This window comes from Rhizobium sp. 05L429 (assembly GCF_056397645.1).
In genome coordinates this window covers 198406-213958 of record NZ_JBFTNV010000008.1, presented here as the reverse complement: position 1 = coordinate 213958, position 15553 = coordinate 198406, and the positions used below count along the sequence as shown (strand labels likewise).

Below are 15553 nucleotides of genomic sequence, written 5' to 3'. Positions count from 1 at the left end.
GGCGACTTTCGCCGCCCGCTGCTGGTTAAGCTATTATGAGCCAAACGCAGCCCATTTTCGGGCTTTGTTTGAGAGGGTACGTAAGCATCCTCGTGACCTCCTTCTCGGCATCTACGCAGTGCCGAGTCTGCCCGCGTAGCAGCGGTTATTGGGAGTGATGGCGCTACACCATCCATCACTCCGTGCTTGGCAGGAATTGCGCTMCTGCCGGTGAGCCAAAGAAGCCTTCATCCGAGAAGATCGGGGGAGGCTTCTTGTGTTTTATCCTTAGACCACTCAGCCAGTGACCAAAGCTTCGTCTCTTTGTCCAAAATAAACACTTCACGTTTAAGCGAAAACTTAGCGGTGAGGTTCCCTTTGGGATTCATTCCCGCGATCTTCACCCCGCGTCGTGTTACTTTGTCGAAGATGTCTGCGGCGAGCATTGGCTTGCCTTCTTGACGGAGAACGTCAGCAGCCTCTTTCAAGATTAGCTCTGTGGGTGAGGATGACGATGCGATGATTCTCACACCTGAAAGTGGTTCAATCTGCTTGGCCGTCGCAGTGTTATCTTTTTGCTCGGCTTTATAGCGCTCAAACATCGTTCGATCTTCGAGAAGGCTGTTGGCCATCTCGATAAATTGCTCCAAGCGCTTAATCTCGGCCTCGTATTGCGCGATCTTAGCCTTAGCAATTTCAACTGCATCGTCGCTCATGGTGAAAATCACTTGAGCATAATTACTTTCAGGTCAATCAGTCTCTAGCGTGGGAGACGCAGAGAAGGCAAATGAGTGAATATCGGGGAAAAAGAGAGAACAAATGCTAAAATGTTCTTCTTATGTTCTCTTAACGTCAATCTTTAGAGGAGTACATAAAAAGAACGTGCCGATTTGATTCGGAGAGAGAGGCCTATGAATTTGGCGATACAAATAAGCGAATGCCAAAGTGACTTGAACTCAGCCAGAATGTTAGGTAGCTGAAAACATTAATTATTTTGGTGATCACGCTACATAAGGCCGCAATTCCAGTACAAGTGTGTAGCGGTTTTGCGTCCGGTCTTGCGTCAAGACAAAGCCTGTCTCTCACACATGAAAAAAGCGCCACGTCGTGAGCGGCGCTTTCCATTATCTCAAGCGTATATCAGCCGGCAGGCTTCAGCGAGCTGATGATGGCGATCAGCTCGTCGTCATGCGCGTCCTGTTTGCCCTTGGTGCCCCAATAGGTGATCAGCAGCAGCTTGTCTTCGCTTGGCGAAAGCACGGCGACGCCGATATTGACCGGGCCTTCCTTGTCGGTGCCATCCCAGTCGAAGGTTTTCATCTTCATGCCGTTGATTTCGGCATCGGATTCCTTCTGGGTCTTCTCCTCGATGGTCACGCCGTTCTTCTGCAGGAAGGCGAAGGCCTCGTCGATGACCTTGTCGCTCGTCTTTGCATCGGCAACGTCGATCGAAAGATAGATCGCCGAATCATCGGACTGGGCATCGATGCCGGTCTCCGTCTCCTTCGGCCCCCAGTTGTCGGGAATGGTGACGGTCGCGACCGGATCGTCGCTCGGAAATTCCAGCGTTTCCGCCTGGGCAATCACAGGCAGGAATGCCGCGAAAGCGGCGGCAATGATGAGCTTCTTCATGGTAGGTCCCCGGATGGTCGCGTCCCGGCGGGCAGCAGCCCTTGCCACCCCTCTCGCTCCGGATCGCGCCACATCGGATCGTTACCGGCTTTTGCTTTGCCAAGCCTTACCGGGAGCGCGGACAAGCGCATGCCATCGCGATCCATTTTTGGTGGCTTCGGGAAAATGCCGGCAGGGAGCCGCCAGGGAGCCGCGAATGTCTGTTGCGCCGAAGGAGATGCCCCACCGCATCCGCGTGACTTCGTCCCGATAACTCTTCGTCCTTACGGATACGGTCAGGCACACAACCAGACTCGGAGAGAAACCGTGGAAGTCACCCCAAAAATTCTGCTGAACATCAGGCAAGTCACAGCGACGACCGGCATCAGCCGCGCCAGCATCTACCGGCAGATGAGGGCCGGCCAGCTTCCCTTCGTGAAACTCGGTTCTCGCACCCTGTTCCGCCCGGCGGATCTGCAGGATTTCGTCGATAGGAACCTCCAGGTTTCGGACTAGCGCCTTCATCGGTCAGGTGGCCCGAAGGGTCGGATAAGGACCGCAGACGGACGATGCTGCCACGCGGCGGCGACGTGCTGTTCGATGCTGTCATCGAGAGGGCTGAGATCGTCTTTTGATGGCTGGCCTGGTGCCTGTAGCCCCCTCATCCGCCCTTCGCGCACCTTCTCCCCACTGGGAGAAGGGACGTACCGCGGCGCCTGTTTCCCCCTTCTCCCCAGCGGGGAGAAGGTGGCCCGAAGGGTCGGATGAGGGGGCCACGGGCGATGCATCAACGACCCCGGCCAAGAAAATCAAGCCTTTAACTCACATGGAAAATTTCATGTCGCGAACACATGCATACGCATCCTCGGCCGAACCYGACGATATCGCACGTCTGCGGCGTGACGTGTCGCTGTCTTCGACCGTCACGCAATACGGCTACGAACTCGGCCGTAATGGGCGGGAGTTCGAAACCTGCTGCCCGTTCCATGCCGAAGACACGCCGTCGTTCAAGGTCTTCATAGCGCACGATGGAGTGGAACGTTTCCATTGCTTCGGCTGTGGCAAGCAAGGCGATGTCCTTGATTTCGTGCGGGAGGCGAAGGGCGTCGATCTGCCCGAAGCCATCCGCATTCTCGGCGGCGGCATCGGCAGCCGGCCGAGGGCTCAGAATGGGGCTCGTTCGCGCCCTCGATGGTATTTCCCTATCGCAACGCTGACGGTTCGCTTCTGGGCTATGTGCTGCGCCATGATCTACCCGATGGCGGCAAGGAAACGCCGATGGTCATGTTTGTCCGTCTGCCGGATGGGACGGAAACATGGTGCCGCTTGCCCTTCGCCAAGCCGCGGCCGATGGCTAGATGCTGGAACCAGCTTCATGCGCACTTCCGGAACGGAAGGTCTTTTTTGATCGAACCCGAGATGCATAGGATACATAACTTGCATAGGGTTTTTCATAGGTAATGTGGGAAATGTCAGATGGTGCCATGACAGGTATTGAATCTGACATTTCCTATAGAGCGGCCAAAACTGCCCCTGCATCACCTGCATCCTATGCACCCAGCGAGATTATCTACTTCGACAGCCAGCTTTCGAAATAGTGGCGCACAGCCGCACCCGCGCCGAAATGATCGGTCGTATCCAGCCTCGCAACTGCGCCGCGCACGACGTCGGCCATAACGGCTGCAGGCAGGACGCCGGACTTGACCATGCTTTGAAACAGTTCCTCCATCAGAACGATCGTCCCGATCGCTTCGTCTTCAGCCTTGAAATTCGTCATTGCTGGTCTCCCGTGTGTGTGTTGTTGGCAATGAAGTGGCTTTGCATCGAAAGTCCGGAGCATCTTGGCGACTGCGCGACAAACTCACAAGGGCTTGGTCTGGTGAGACAGCGTGAAGAAGGGCGTTCGAGCCGCCCGCCGCATGAGGCGCTCATAGAGGCGCTTTCGGATTTCATCGAGCGCGGCCGGATCGTCAACGGGCAGATGATCGCCCGGGCGAGGAAGACAGCGTCGATGCGGTCCTTTGGAAGTTCGACCGGCTACCGGTGCCGGGAATGTACGCACCGCAAGCATCCTCGCGATGCTGGCCGGCGTATCGACGAAGCGCTACGAACGCTCCAACCGGCGACCCGCTGCGATCTCAAATGTTTTGCGCCATCTTGAAAACGGGCGCGAAGAGATAAAAGAGGCTCTTGGCTGCTGACGCCGTGATGTGGTCGGCATCCATGTAAAGCGGCACGCCGCTTTGCGAGGCGTGGCAACGATCGTTGTTGCAAAAGGCCGGCAGCGGATCGACGACGATTGCACCATATTGATCGGCATATTTCTCCAGCATCGCGCGGGCGAGCGCCTGCCGTTCGGCGACGTAGAACAGGGGTGGGGCGATATCCGTCGAAGTGCCGTCGAGYTTGGCCTTGGCAAGAGCCTCGGGCACGAAATGCCCCATCTCGGGCACGTCCATAACCAGCACGACCGTGACGCCTTCCTGCTTCAGCTCGGCGAGAGTCTTGTCCAGGGCCGCGGCGATCGGTGTCGAGTAATCGGCCACAGACGGGGGAATTGAAGGATCGAAATAGTCCCCCTGGTTCGGTAGTTCTGAATTGTGAACGTATTTCGGCCAATAGGCGAGCATGAACACCAGTGGAATATGCTCCCGCTTGATGAGGTCGCGCACTGAATCGTTGAAGGCCGTGCAGCGTCGCGTATCGTTTTTGCCCGCAAGCGCAACGTCGGTCAGCGGAGGGCATGACGCATGTGCAGCGAACCTGCCGCCAAAGCCCGCAGCAGTGGCGGCGGCATCGATGCCCGGTGCCATCGCAGCAGCGTGCGAGTCGCCCCACACCAGAAAGTCGGGGCCAGCATCATTCGGATCGCCCAGGCCGCAGACCTTGCCGGCTTCGATATCGGCGTTTGACGGGCCTTCGTGATCCGACTCGGTAAAGCAGCCGTCCATGTAAAAGGGGCTTCGGTCATAGGTGGCCGCATAGATTGACCGAACGTCGGCCGGCAATCGGCCCGGTGCGCCACCACTCATGACCAGAAGCAGCCCTGCGCCGGCCGTAAGCCCAATCAGTGCGGCCGCGATTGCCGGCAGCCGCTTGCCGGTGAGCAGCCCCCAATTTCCACGAAACGGCCTTTCGATGAACCGCCAGGAGGCGACCGCAACAAGCATCGATGCCAGGATCACGGCGCACCGCAGCAGCGGCGTCAGCTCGTGACCCGCGAAATAGCGGGTGAAGACGATAATCGGCCAATGCCAGAGATAGAGCGAATAGGAAATCAGCCCGATAAAGACCAGCGGCCGCCGCGAAAGAAGTCGACCGACGATGCCGCTGCCTGCGCGCGCATGGATGATGAAGGCGGCGCCCAGGCAGGGCAGCAATGCGGCGTAACCCGGAAAGGGCGTTTTCTCCGTAAAGGTGAAAATCGCAATGCCGATCAGTACGAGGCCGATAGCCGCCAATGCCTGCCGACCCGTCTCGTTTTTCACCTCGGGGATGGCCTTGAGGCCGATGATGACGCCGATCAAAAGTTCCCAGATCCGGTATTGCGAAAGGTAGAAGCCCGCTGTCGAATCGCTGTTCAAAACACCGATACCGGCGGCGAACGATGCGGCGAAGGCGACAAGCGCGAAGGGAACCATTCGCCGCGGCGCGACCTTCTGAAACAGGATCATGACGAGGGGAAAGGCGATATAGAATTGCTCTTCGACCGCAAGCGACCACGTATGCAGCAGCGGCTTCATCTGCGCGCCAATATCGAAATAGCCCACCTCTTTTGCAAACTGAACGTTCGACATGAAGAGGGCGGCGGCTGTCATGCTCCTGGCAAAATATGAAAGCTCCAGAGGCATGAGGGCGAACCAGGCGACGATGGCGCAAGCCGCCATCATCGCAAAGAGGGCCGGGAAGATACGGCGGATGCGCCGTTGATAGAAATTCAGGAGGCTGAACTCGCCTTTCGCCATCTCGCCGGCGATCAGCGACGACATCAGATAGCCGGAGATGACGAAAAAGACATCGACGCCGACRAATCCGCCGCTGATGCCGGGAATTTCAGCATGGAAAAGTACGACCGGCAGGATGGCAAGGGCGCGTAGTCCGTCGATATCAGGTCGGTATGCCAGATGCGCTCCATTGTGTGGAGTGCTTGGAGCGGGATTTTTTCCCTTTGTAAACAACGTCACAGACCTTCGCACTTGCGCATCCGATAAACAGCGGATGAAGCTATCCGTGAGGATTGAGGTATTTCAAGGCCCATAGAACCAGCAGAAGCGCGGCCCCGAGCCAGATCGCTATGCCGGTAAAAGGCATTACTCGATTGTTGAAAGGGTGGGAGGCAAGCACGCGACGGCGCCCGCTGCATCGCGAATGTCGAATTCGTGCTGCTGAGATCACCACCAGGATTCCACTTTGGAAATCGGCAAAAATACCAATAATCACAATGATGTAGAGAAAACCAATGGCGGACAAGGTGGGATTCGAACCCACGGTACGCTTTCACGTACACACGCGTTCCAGGCGTGCGCCTTAAACCACTCGGCCACCTGTCCTTTTTGGGCGTTCGCGCCTTGGAGAGGAGCAAATCGTCGGAACGGCGCGATATATACCCAAGAATTTTTGCCGATCAACCCAAATCTAACAGTTTTTTGACTTCTTCCGATAAAACTGCGCGCATGCCGTCCATTGCGCCGTGCCCGCGCCAAGCCTATCTCTAGGTTTGGGTGGAGAATGGCGCGGCTCGCCGGACATCAAGGCTTACCCGTCGTCGGAGGAATCGATGCGTTTTTTGTTGCGTCTTGCCAGCTTGGTTGCGCTGGCAGTTGCGGTCATTGCCGGGACGATCGATTCGATTCAGTCCGTTGCCTCCTCTGAAGTGATCATGACCCCGATGGCGGATGCATGGCAGGATGTCAGTCCCTCGACGCTTGTCGCGCTCCAGTCGTCCGTCTCCTATTATGTCCACCCGCGTTTTTACGCCTTCATCTTTCAGTGGCTGATGCTGCAGCCGGCCTTTGCCGTGCTTCTGATAGTGTCGCTACTGCTGTGGATGATCGGCTACAAGAAGCCGCCGGTGGCAGGCCGTTTTACCGCGTAACAGATGGTGCTGGAGGGTGTGGATGAGCGCAACCGGCAGCTACCAGAACGCGAAGATAATGATGCCGGTGCGGCGCCCGCACTGGTTAGAAAATCCGCATTTTAGCGGTCGATTTGCCCAGAATTCAGCCCCCGAGGACTGATTTTCGGCAATGATGGCAAATCTTTACCAACCGAAAAATTTCTCGTGAATTTTTCGTTGAGCCATGCAAGGATGCACGCAGCCAGGCCTCCGGGGGGAGGTCGGTGGTTCCGCAGACATGCCTGGAAAAGGCTTGCGGGAGGACCCCAAACAAATAGCAACAACAGGGCTGCACTCATGAAAAAATCCCTTCTCACCCTCCTTGCCGTGGCAGCGATGTCGACGACGGCGCTTGCCGCCGACATCAAGCCGGCTCTCGTTTACGGCACCGGCGGGAAGTTCGATAAGTCCTTCAACGAAGCTGCCTTTAACGGCGCTGAAAAGTTCAAGAAGGAAACCGGTATCGCCTACCGTGACTTTGAACCGACCGGCGACACCCAGGGCGAGCAGGCTATCCGCAACTTCGCAAGCCGCGGCTTCAATCCGGTCGTCGCCGTTTCCTTCGCCTGGACCTCGGCTGTCGAGAAGGTTGCTGCAGAATTCCCGGACACCAAGTTCATCATCGTCGACTCCGTCGTCGACAAGCCGAACGTCCGCTCCGTCCTCTACAAGGAAGAGGAAGGCTCCTATCTCGTCGGCGTTCTCGCCGGCATGGCGTCCAAGAGCGGCAAGGTCGGTTTCGTCGGCGGCATGGATATTCCGCTGATCCGCAAGTTCGAGTGCGGCTACGAGCAGGGTGCGCRCGCCGTCAAGGCTGACATCGAAGTCTTCCAGAACATGACCGGCACGACGGGTGCAGCCTGGAACGACCCCGTCCGCGGCGGTGAGCTGACCAAGAACCAGATCGACCAGGGCGCTGACGTCGTTTACGCGGCAGCCGGTGCGACCGGTCTCGGCGTTCTGCAGACCGCAGCCGACAACAAGAAGCTGTCGATCGGCGTCGATTCCAACCAGAACCACCTGCATCCGGGTTCCGTTCTGACCTCGATGGTCAAGCGCGTCGATCTCGCCGTCTATAACGCCTACAATGATACCAAGAACGACAAGTTCACCGCTGGCGTCCAGTCCCTCGGCGTCAAGGAAGACGGCGTTGCCGCTGCGATCGACGACAACAACAAGTCGCTGATCACGCCGGAAATGCAGGCTGCCGTCGACAAGGCCAAGGCCGACATCATCGCAGGAACCATCAAGGTTCACGACTACACCACGGACAACGCCTGCCCGAAGTGAGTCGTAACTGAGATCGGGCGTATGGCGGACAAGGATTTTCGCCATAYGCCCTTTTCTTATTTGGAGCCTGCTGTGACAGACCAGCCTGCTATCGAACTTGTCGGCATCGACAAGAAATTCGGCGCCGTTCACGCCAACAGGGACATCAACCTGACCGTTGCCAAGGGCTCGATCCACGGCATCATCGGGGAAAACGGCGCTGGCAAATCKACCCTGATGTCCATCATCTACGGTTTTTACCAGGCCGACAGCGGCGAGATCCGCGTCAACGGCCAGCCCATCATCATCAGGGACAGTCAGGCGGCCATCGCTGCCGGCATCGGCATGGTGCACCAGCACTTCATGCTGGTCGAAAATTTCACTGTGCTTGAGAATATCATGCTCGGCGCCGAAGGCGGAGCGTTGCTGGCAAAGGGTGTCGCGTCGGCGCGCGCCGAACTCAAGCGGCTGGAAAYGGAATACGGTCTTGAGGTCAATCCGGACGCGGTGATCGAGCAGCTTCCGGTCGGCCTTCAGCAGCGGGTGGAAATCCTGAAAGCCATGTATCGCGGCGCCGAGATCCTCATTCTCGACGAGCCGACGGGCGTGCTGACGCCGGCTGAGGCCGATCACCTGTTCCGTATCCTGGGCGTGCTGCGCGACCAGGGCAAAACCGTCGTCCTCATCACCCACAAGCTGCGCGAGATCATGGCGATCACCGATACGGTCTCCGTCATGCGCCGCGGCGAGATGGTCGCCACCCGCAAGACGAGCGAGACCACGGTCGAAGAGCTTGCCGAACTCATGGTCGGCCGCCGCGTGCTGCTGCGCGTCCAGAAGGGTGAGGCAAAGCCCGCCGATGTCGTGCTCTCCATCCGCAACCTGACGGTCAAGGACAACAGAGGCGTGACGATGGTCGACAACGTCTCCTTCGATGTGCGCGCCGGCGAGATCGTCGGCATTGCCGGTGTCGCGGGTAACGGCCAGTCGGAACTGCTGGAAGCGATTGCCGGCATCCGTAAGCCGGCCTCCGGCGAAATTCTGCTCGACGGCCAGACGATCGACAAGGCCGATCCGGCGCGCCTGCGCGAGCTTGGTCTCGCTCATATCCCCGAAGACCGCCATCACATGGGCCTGGTCCTCAAGTTCGAGGAATACGAGAATTCGGTGCTCGGCTATCACCGCCGGCCTGCCTACAGCCGCGGCCCGCTGCTCGATCTCGACGCCATCCGCAAGGATGCGATGGAGAAGATCGAGAAATACGACATCCGCCCGCCGAACCCGCGCCTGAAGACGGCGAATTTCTCCGGCGGCAACCAGCAGAAGATCGTTGTTGCCCGCGAGATCGAACGCGATCCGAAAATGCTGATCATCGGCCAGCCGACCCGTGGCGTCGATATCGGCGCCATCGAATTCATCCATCGCCGGATCATCGAGATGCGCGATGCGGGCAAGGCCATCCTGCTCGTCTCCGTCGAACTCGACGAAATCCGCGCCCTTTCAGACCGTATCCTTGTCATGTTTGCCGGCCATGTGGTCGGCGAGAAGACGCCCGATGCCGGTGAACAGACCCTCGGCCTGATGATGGCCGGCATTGCCGCGTGAGGCCTCGATGAGCACTGCTTCCGTAACACTACCGAGATGGATCAATTACGGTCTGATCCCTCTTTTGAACCTGGTCATCGCCTTCCTGATCTCCGGCTTCGTCGTCTGGCTGATCGGCGAAAGCCCGCTTGCCGCCCTCTCGCTTCTCATCGAGGGCGCCTTCGGCAGCGGCGAGGGCATCGGCTTCACGCTCTATTATGCGACCAGTTTCATCTTCACCGGCCTTTCGGTCGCCGTTGCCATCCATGCCGGCCTCTTCAATATCGGCTCGGAAGGCCAGGCCTATATTGGCGGCCTCGGCTGCGCGCTGGTGGCACTGGCGCTCGATAATTACGTGCCCTGGTATGTGACGATGCCGATCGCCGTCATCGGCGCCGGCCTCTTCGGCGCTGCCTGGGCCTTCATTCCGGCATTCCTGCAGGCCAAGCGCGGCAGCCATATCGTCATTACGACGATCATGTTCAACTATATCGCCGCAGCCCTCATGGTCTATCTGCTGGTGCATGTGCTGATCGTGCCGGGCAAGATGGCGCCGGAAACCCGCACCTTCCTTGAAGGCGGACAGCTTCCGAAGCTCGGCTGGATCATGACGATGTTCGGAGCCAAGCTCGGTGCTGCGCCGTTCAACGTCTCCTTCATCATCGCGCTGATCGCCGCCTGGTTTGTCTGGGTGCTGGTCTGGCGCACCAAGCTCGGCTTCGATATGCGCACGCTGGGCGTCAGCCCGACGGCTGCCGCCTATGCGGGYATTCCCTATGCGCGCACCGTCATCATCGCCATGCTGCTGTCGGGTGCGCTCGCCGGCATGATGGCGCTGAACCCGGTCATGGGCTCGTCGGCCCGCCTGCAGGTGGAATTCGTCGGTGGCGCAGGTTTTGTCGGCATTGCGGTATCGCTGATGGGAAGAAACCATCCGCTCGGCATCGTCTTCGCTGCGATCCTTTTCGGAATCCTTTACCAGGGCGGCGACTGGATCTCCTTCGAAATGCCCAACATCACCCGCGAGATGATCCTTGTCATCCAGGGTCTGGTGATCCTGTTTGCCGGTGCGCTTGAATATATGTTCCGCCCGGCGATGGTGCACATCTACCAGCAGTTCAAGCGAGCCTGAGGAACGGACGATGGATTATTATGAAATCTTCATCAGCGTTCTGAGCTCGACGATCCGGCTCTCCATCCCGCTGATCTTCACCGCACTTGCCGGCCTGTTTTCCGAACGCGCCGGCATTTTCGATATCGGTCTCGAAGGCAAGATGCTGGGTTCTGCATTTGCTGCTGCCTGTGTCGCCTATCTCACCGGTTCGGCCTGGGCGGGCCTCGGCGCCGGCGTGGTCTGCTCGGTGGCGCTCAGCCTCGTGCACGGCTTTGCCTCAATCACCAATCGCGGCAATCAGATCATTTCGGGCGTCGCCATCAACTTCTTCATCGCCGGTATCACCATCGTGCTCGGCCAGGCCTGGTTCGGGCAGGGCGGCCGCACGCCACAGCTGGCAGCTGACGCCCGCTTCTCGCCGATCACGCTTCCGGGCGCCGATGCCATGCGCGACGTGCCGATCATCGGCCCGCTTTATGCCGGCGTGATCTCCAGCAACAATATCCTCACCTATCTTGCCTTCCTCGCCGTGCCCTTCTCCTGGTGGGTTCTCTATCGCACACGTTTCGGCCTGCGCCTTCGCGCTGTCGGTGAAAATCCGGGTGCGGTGGATACGGCGGGCATTTCGGTGAGTTGGCTGCGTTACCGCGCCGTCATGTGCGCGGGCATCCTCTGCGGCTTCGCCGGCACCTATCTTGCGATCGCCCAGTCAGCCGCCTTCATCAAGGACATGTCGGCGGGCAAGGGCTATATCGCGCTCGCCGCACTCGTCTTTGCCAAGTGGAGGCCTGTGCCCGTCATGTTCGCCTGCCTGCTCTTCGGTTTCCTCGATGCGCTGTCGAACTTCATGCAGGGCAAATCGGTACCGCTGATCGGCGAAGTGCCGGTACAGGTTTTCCAGGCACTGCCCTATATCCTGACCTGCGTCCTGCTCGCAGGCTTCATCGGCGTCGCGATCCCGCCGAAGGCCGGTGGCGTGCCCTATACGAAGGAGCGTTGATATGTCTCACGATCTGTTCGAAGCCGCGCGCGGCGCCATGGCCTTCGCGCACGCGCCCTATTCCAAATTTCCGGTGGGCGCCGCGATCCGCGCCGAGGACGGCAAGGTCTATACCGGCGCCAATATCGAGAACCTCTCCTTTCCTCAAGGCTGGTGCGCCGAGCCGACGGCGATCGGCGCGATGATCATGGGTGGTGCGAAGAAGATCGTCGAAATGGCCGTCATCGCCGAAAAACTGCCGCTTTGCCCGCCGTGCGGCGGCTGCCGGCAGAAGATTTCGGAATTCGCCTCCAAGGACACAAGGATCTATCTCTGCGACGAAGCCGGGGTGAAGAAGACCATGACCATGGAAGAGCTTCTTCCCTTCAGCTTCGAGACGGAACTCGGATGATCGCGACCATCGATCTGCTCGCGGCTCTGCTCGGCGGGCTCAAGCCGCGCTACGGCATCATACTCGGCTCCGGCCTCGGCTCATTGGTCGATCAGGTCACGGATGCCGTGTGCATTCCCTACAAGGACCTGCCGGGCTTTCCGGTCAGTGCGGTCTCCGGTCATGCAGRAAACGTCGTTGCCGGCCATCTCGGTTCGGAGCCGGTCATCATGCTCTCGGGCCGCGTCCACTATTATGAAAAGGGCGATGCCAACGCCATGCGCCTGCCGATCGAGGTGTTACACGCCCTCGGCGTCGAGAACTTGATCCTCACCAATTCGGCCGGCTMCCTGAAAGACGACATTGCGCCCGGCTCGGTGATGCAGATCGCCGATCACATCAACTATTCCGGCATGAACCCGCTGATCGGTGAAGAGAGCGACCGCCGTTTTGTCGGCATGACCAATGCCTATGATGCGGAGCTTTCGGCTGCGATGCGAGATGCCGCCAAGACGCTTGGTATCCCGCTCGCAAGCGGCGTCTACATGTGGTTCTCGGGCCCGAGTTTCGAGACCCCGGCCGAAATCCGCATGGCTCGCATTCTCGGCGCCGATGCGGTCGGCATGTCGACTGTGCCCGAGGTCATCATTGCAAGAATGCTGGGCTTGAGGGTTGCCGCCGCCTCGGTAATCACCAACTATGGGGCTGGCATGACCGGAAACGAGCTCAGCCACGAGGAAACCAAGGATATGGCGCCGGTTGGCGGTGCCCGTCTCGCCGCTATACTGAAAGAAATGATTGCCGGTAAATGATTGCCGGCGGAGGAAGCGAAAATGAATAGCCATTCCAGCCGGGAAACGGCCGCTGTTGCCCTCTCCCTTCTCGATCTCACCAATCTGGCGGATGACTGCACCCAGGAGCAGATCGATGCGCTTTGCGCCCGCGCGCAGACGCCTTATGGCAATAGCGCTGCAATCTGCATCTGGCCGCGTTTCGTCGCCCATGCCCGCATCGTGCTCGGCAAGGGCCATCCGGTCCGCATCGCGACCGTCGTCAACTTCCCCTCCGGCGACATGGAAATCGCCGATGTCGCGGCCGAAACGCGCGAGGCGATCGCCGACGGCGCCGATGAGATCGATCTTGTCGTTCCCTATCGCAAGCTGATTGCGGGCAACGAGAAGGCGGTGACCGATATGGTGGCGGCCGTGCGCGCCGAATGTGTTGCGCCCGTTCTGCTGAAGGTCATCATCGAGGCCGGCGAGTTGAAGGATGCCGCCATTATCCGCCGCGCGTCCGAACTGGCGATTGAGGCCGGTGCCGATTTCATCAAGACCTCCACCGGCAAGGTCGCCGTCAATGCGACGCTGGAGGCGGCCGACATCATGATCCGCTCGATCAGAGAAAGTGGTCGCAAGGTGGGCTTCAAGCCGGCCGGCGGCATTTCCACCGTTGCGGATGCAACCCTCTATCTGAGCCTTGCCGAAACCATCATGGCGCCGGATTGGGCCATGCCTTCAACCTTCCGTTTCGGAGCATCCGGCCTGCTCGACAATATCCTTTCCGTTCTCAGCGGCACGGAGCCAAAGCCGGCGGCTGCCTCGAGCTATTGAGATGATCCCGCAGGAGATCATCCGCCAGAAGCGTAATGGCGCGGAACTTCCATCCGGCGATATCGACGCCTTTATCGCGGCGCTGGCTGCCGGCAATCTGTCGGAGGGCCAGATCGGCGCATTCGCCATGGCTGTCTGGTTCAAGGGCATGTCGCGCACCGAAACCGTTGCGCTGACGCTCGCCATGGCGCGCTCCGGCGACATGCTCTCCTGGGAGGGAATCGACCGGCCGGTCGCCGACAAGCATTCGACCGGCGGCGTCGGCGACAATGTTTCGCTGATGCTTGCTCCGATTGCCGCTGCCTGCGGTCTGGCGGTGCCGATGATATCAGGCCGCGGCCTCGGCCATACCGGCGGTACGCTCGACAAGCTCGAATCCATTCCAGGCTATGTAATCAACCCCGACGCCGCTCTCTTTCGCAAGGTGGTGAAGGATGTCGGCTGCGCCATCATCGGCCCGACGGGTGCCTTGGCGCCAGCCGATGGCCGGCTCTATGCCGTGCGCGATGTGACGGCGACCGTCGATTCCATCCCGCTGATAACGGCTTCGATCCTTTCCAAGAAGCTTGCTGCCGGCCTTCAGACATTGGTGCTCGACGTCAAGACCGGCAACGGCGCCTTCATGGCCGATCCGGAGCAGGCAATCGTGTTGGCGCATTCGCTGGTCGAGGTCGCAAATGGCGCGGGCGTGAAGACATCGGCATTGATAACGGACATGAACCAGCCGCTTGCCGATAGCGCCGGCAATGCGGTGGAAGTGCGCAACTGTCTCGATTTCCTCGCAGGCCGAAAGGCCGGCACCCGCCTTGAAACCGTGGTGCTTGCCTTTGCCGCCGAAATGCTCGTGCAGTCCGGCGTTGCCGGCTCGCTGTTCGAGGCGGAGGGCAGGGCACAGGAAGCGCTTTCCTCCGGCAGGGCTGCGGAGATTTTCGCCCGCATGGTGCATATGCTGGGCGGCCCGGCCGATCTTCTGGAACGGCCGGATGCCTATTTGCGCCGGGCACCGGTCGAGCGCCCCGTTCCGGCGTCCCGCGCCGGCTGGCTCGCTGCCTGCGATGCGCGTGAATTGGGCGTCAGCGTCATCGATCTTGGTGGCGGCCGCCGCCATCCGGCTGACAGGATCGACCACAGCGTCGGCTTCACCGGCCTGCAGCCGCTCGGAACGCGTGTGAATGAAGGCGATCCGATCGCCCTCGTTCACGCTGCCGACGAGGCTTCGGCCGAAAGGGCCGTCGTCGCACTTGCAGCAAACTATCGCATTGCCGACGAAAAACCGGCGCTGCCGCCCGTCATCGCCGGCCGTATCTGATGGGATTTATTGCTTGAGGCTGAGGGAGCCGTCGGCAACAGAGTAGGAAGCAAGCTTCTGCAGGAAGCTCATACCAACAAGCGTGCCGCTCAGCGCCTCATCCTTCAGCACGAAAGCTTCGACGCTGCGAACGCGGATGCCGCCGATTTCCATGCGATCGAGCATCACGTGCGCCGCCTTGGTCTGGCCGTTCGCCGTATTGACCGCATAACGGAAATCGAGCTGGTTGCCGCTATAGCCCAGCCTGCGGGCGAGGCTTTCGTTCAGCGCGACATAGGTGGCGCCGGTATCGATCAGCCCCTGCACCGGCTTGCCGTTGATCCTGAAATTGCCGGTATAATGGCCCTGCGCATCGGCCTGCAGGCGGGTCATACCGCCATCGCCGATCGTGGCCGGCGCGTCAGGTGCGCTATCTTCGGTCGAGACGAAATTTGCGGAAATTGTATTGCCGGGCTGCTGCGTCGTGCGGGTGAGCAAAGAAGGCACTTGTGTCGCCAGCGCAGCCGCGATGCTGGCAAATATGACCGTACGCATGAGCATGAAACAGAAATCCTTCCTGTATAAACCCCGCCTCATGCGKGACCTCACGCT

17 protein-coding genes, 1 tRNA gene and 1 pseudogene are annotated in these 15553 nt (G+C 59.6%); 11 read left to right on the top strand and 8 right to left on the bottom strand.

What is annotated here, in order from left to right; translation table 11 throughout:
• Positions 1-227: 227 nt before the first annotated feature.
• Positions 228-695, bottom strand: a complete 468-nt coding sequence (locus tag AC1DNW_RS11270) for a hypothetical protein (protein ID WP_113307213.1) — start codon at positions 693-695, stop codon at positions 228-230.
• Between the two features lie 424 nt (positions 696-1119).
• On the bottom strand, positions 1120-1611 hold the full coding sequence (locus AC1DNW_RS11265; RefSeq protein ID WP_113298159.1) for a histidine kinase: 492 nt from the start codon (positions 1609-1611) through the stop codon (positions 1120-1122).
• 306 nt (positions 1612-1917) lie between these two features.
• Between AC1DNW_RS11265 and AC1DNW_RS11260 the strand changes: the two genes are divergently transcribed.
• The gene (locus tag AC1DNW_RS11260; RefSeq protein WP_162748417.1) at positions 1918-2106 is read left to right on the top strand and encodes a helix-turn-helix domain-containing protein; all 189 of its coding nucleotides are present in this window, start codon (positions 1918-1920) and stop codon (positions 2104-2106) included.
• A 111-nt stretch (positions 2107-2217) separates the two neighbouring features.
• Here the strand turns inward: AC1DNW_RS11260 and AC1DNW_RS11255 are convergent.
• Positions 2218-2394: pseudogene (locus AC1DNW_RS11255) on the bottom strand (endonuclease domain-containing protein); the annotation flags it as partial.
• Between the two features lie 34 nt (positions 2395-2428).
• Here AC1DNW_RS11255 and AC1DNW_RS11250 point away from each other — a divergent pair.
• Positions 2429-2998 carry a CHC2 zinc finger domain-containing protein gene (locus tag AC1DNW_RS11250; RefSeq protein WP_162748418.1) on the top strand — a complete coding sequence of 190 codons (570 nt, stop codon included), beginning with the start codon at positions 2429-2431 and terminating at the stop codon, positions 2996-2998.
• 162 nt (positions 2999-3160) lie between these two features.
• On the opposite strand, the gene AC1DNW_RS11245 is transcribed toward AC1DNW_RS11250, so the two are convergent.
• From AC1DNW_RS11245 to AC1DNW_RS11230, 4 genes are all read right to left on the bottom strand, one after another.
• The gene (locus AC1DNW_RS11245) at positions 3161-3367 is read right to left on the bottom strand and encodes a hypothetical protein (RefSeq protein WP_037100544.1); all 207 of its coding nucleotides are present in this window, start codon (positions 3365-3367) and stop codon (positions 3161-3163) included.
• A gap of 361 nt (positions 3368-3728) precedes the next feature.
• The gene (locus AC1DNW_RS11240; RefSeq protein WP_477852691.1) at positions 3729-5774 is read right to left on the bottom strand and encodes an acyltransferase family protein; all 2046 of its coding nucleotides are present in this window, start codon (positions 5772-5774) and stop codon (positions 3729-3731) included.
• 40 nt (positions 5775-5814) lie between these two features.
• A complete protein-coding gene (locus AC1DNW_RS11235) occupies positions 5815-6078 on the bottom strand; it encodes a hypothetical protein (RefSeq protein WP_162748419.1) in 264 nt (87 codons plus the stop codon).
• Positions 6051-6140: transfer RNA gene (locus AC1DNW_RS11230), tRNA-Ser, on the bottom strand. The genes AC1DNW_RS11235 and AC1DNW_RS11230 overlap by 28 nt, the downstream gene beginning before the upstream one ends.
• 227 nt (positions 6141-6367) lie before the next feature.
• Between AC1DNW_RS11230 and AC1DNW_RS11225 the strand changes: the two genes are divergently transcribed.
• From AC1DNW_RS11225 to deoA, 9 genes are all read left to right on the top strand, one after another.
• On the top strand, positions 6368-6685 hold the full coding sequence (locus AC1DNW_RS11225; protein WP_113307217.1) for a hypothetical protein: 318 nt from the start codon (positions 6368-6370) through the stop codon (positions 6683-6685).
• A gap of 318 nt (positions 6686-7003) precedes the next feature.
• On the top strand, positions 7004-7996 hold the full coding sequence (locus AC1DNW_RS11220) for a BMP family lipoprotein (protein WP_477852689.1): 993 nt from the start codon (positions 7004-7006) through the stop codon (positions 7994-7996).
• Positions 7997-8068: 72 nt separating this feature from the next.
• Positions 8069-9580: an ABC transporter ATP-binding protein gene (locus AC1DNW_RS11215; RefSeq protein ID WP_477852688.1), complete on the top strand. Its 1512-nt coding sequence runs from the start codon at positions 8069-8071 to the stop codon at positions 9578-9580.
• Between the two features lie 7 nt (positions 9581-9587).
• On the top strand, positions 9588-10691 hold the full coding sequence (locus AC1DNW_RS11210; protein WP_113298167.1) for an ABC transporter permease: 1104 nt from the start codon (positions 9588-9590) through the stop codon (positions 10689-10691).
• Between the two features lie 10 nt (positions 10692-10701).
• A complete protein-coding gene (locus AC1DNW_RS11205) occupies positions 10702-11673 on the top strand; it encodes an ABC transporter permease (RefSeq protein WP_113307218.1) in 972 nt (323 codons plus the stop codon).
• A gap of 1 nt (position 11674) precedes the next feature.
• Positions 11675-12064 carry a cytidine deaminase gene (locus AC1DNW_RS11200; RefSeq protein WP_113298169.1) on the top strand — a complete coding sequence of 130 codons (390 nt, stop codon included), beginning with the start codon at positions 11675-11677 and terminating at the stop codon, positions 12062-12064.
• Positions 12061-12855: a purine-nucleoside phosphorylase gene (locus AC1DNW_RS11195; protein ID WP_477852686.1), complete on the top strand. Its 795-nt coding sequence runs from the start codon at positions 12061-12063 to the stop codon at positions 12853-12855. The genes AC1DNW_RS11200 and AC1DNW_RS11195 overlap by 4 nt, the downstream gene beginning before the upstream one ends.
• Positions 12856-12876: 21 nt before the next feature.
• Positions 12877-13653 (top strand): deoxyribose-phosphate aldolase, encoded by a 777-nt coding sequence (gene deoC / locus AC1DNW_RS11190; protein WP_113307220.1) that lies wholly within the window; start codon positions 12877-12879, stop codon positions 13651-13653.
• A 1-nt stretch (position 13654) separates the two neighbouring features.
• Positions 13655-14962: a thymidine phosphorylase gene (deoA, locus tag AC1DNW_RS11185; RefSeq protein ID WP_113307221.1), complete on the top strand. Its 1308-nt coding sequence runs from the start codon at positions 13655-13657 to the stop codon at positions 14960-14962.
• 6 nt (positions 14963-14968) lie between these two features.
• On the opposite strand, the gene AC1DNW_RS11180 is transcribed toward deoA, so the two are convergent.
• On the bottom strand, positions 14969-15538 hold the full coding sequence (locus AC1DNW_RS11180) for a TIGR02281 family clan AA aspartic protease (RefSeq protein ID WP_113298173.1): 570 nt from the start codon (positions 15536-15538) through the stop codon (positions 14969-14971).
• Between the last annotated feature and the right edge of the window lie 15 nt (positions 15539-15553).

Coding starts and splice junctions, on each gene's coding strand:
- AC1DNW_RS11270 (WP_113307213.1), bottom strand. CDS start 695: ATGAGCGACGATGCAGTTGAAATTGCTAAGGCTAAGATCGCGCAATAC.
- AC1DNW_RS11265 (WP_113298159.1), bottom strand. CDS start 1,611: ATGAAGAAGCTCATCATTGCCGCCGCTTTCGCGGCATTCCTGCCTGTG.
- AC1DNW_RS11245 (WP_037100544.1), bottom strand. CDS start 3,367: ATGACGAATTTCAAGGCTGAAGACGAAGCGATCGGGACGATCGTTCTG.
- AC1DNW_RS11225 (WP_113307217.1), top strand. CDS start 6,368: ATGCGTTTTTTGTTGCGTCTTGCCAGCTTGGTTGCGCTGGCAGTTGCG.
- AC1DNW_RS11205 (WP_113307218.1), top strand. CDS start 10,702: ATGGATTATTATGAAATCTTCATCAGCGTTCTGAGCTCGACGATCCGG.
- AC1DNW_RS11200 (WP_113298169.1), top strand. CDS start 11,675: ATGTCTCACGATCTGTTCGAAGCCGCGCGCGGCGCCATGGCCTTCGCG.
- deoC (WP_113307220.1), top strand. CDS start 12,877: ATGAATAGCCATTCCAGCCGGGAAACGGCCGCTGTTGCCCTCTCCCTT.
- deoA (WP_113307221.1), top strand. CDS start 13,655: ATGATCCCGCAGGAGATCATCCGCCAGAAGCGTAATGGCGCGGAACTT.
- AC1DNW_RS11180 (WP_113298173.1), bottom strand. CDS start 15,538: ATGAGGCGGGGTTTATACAGGAAGGATTTCTGTTTCATGCTCATGCGT.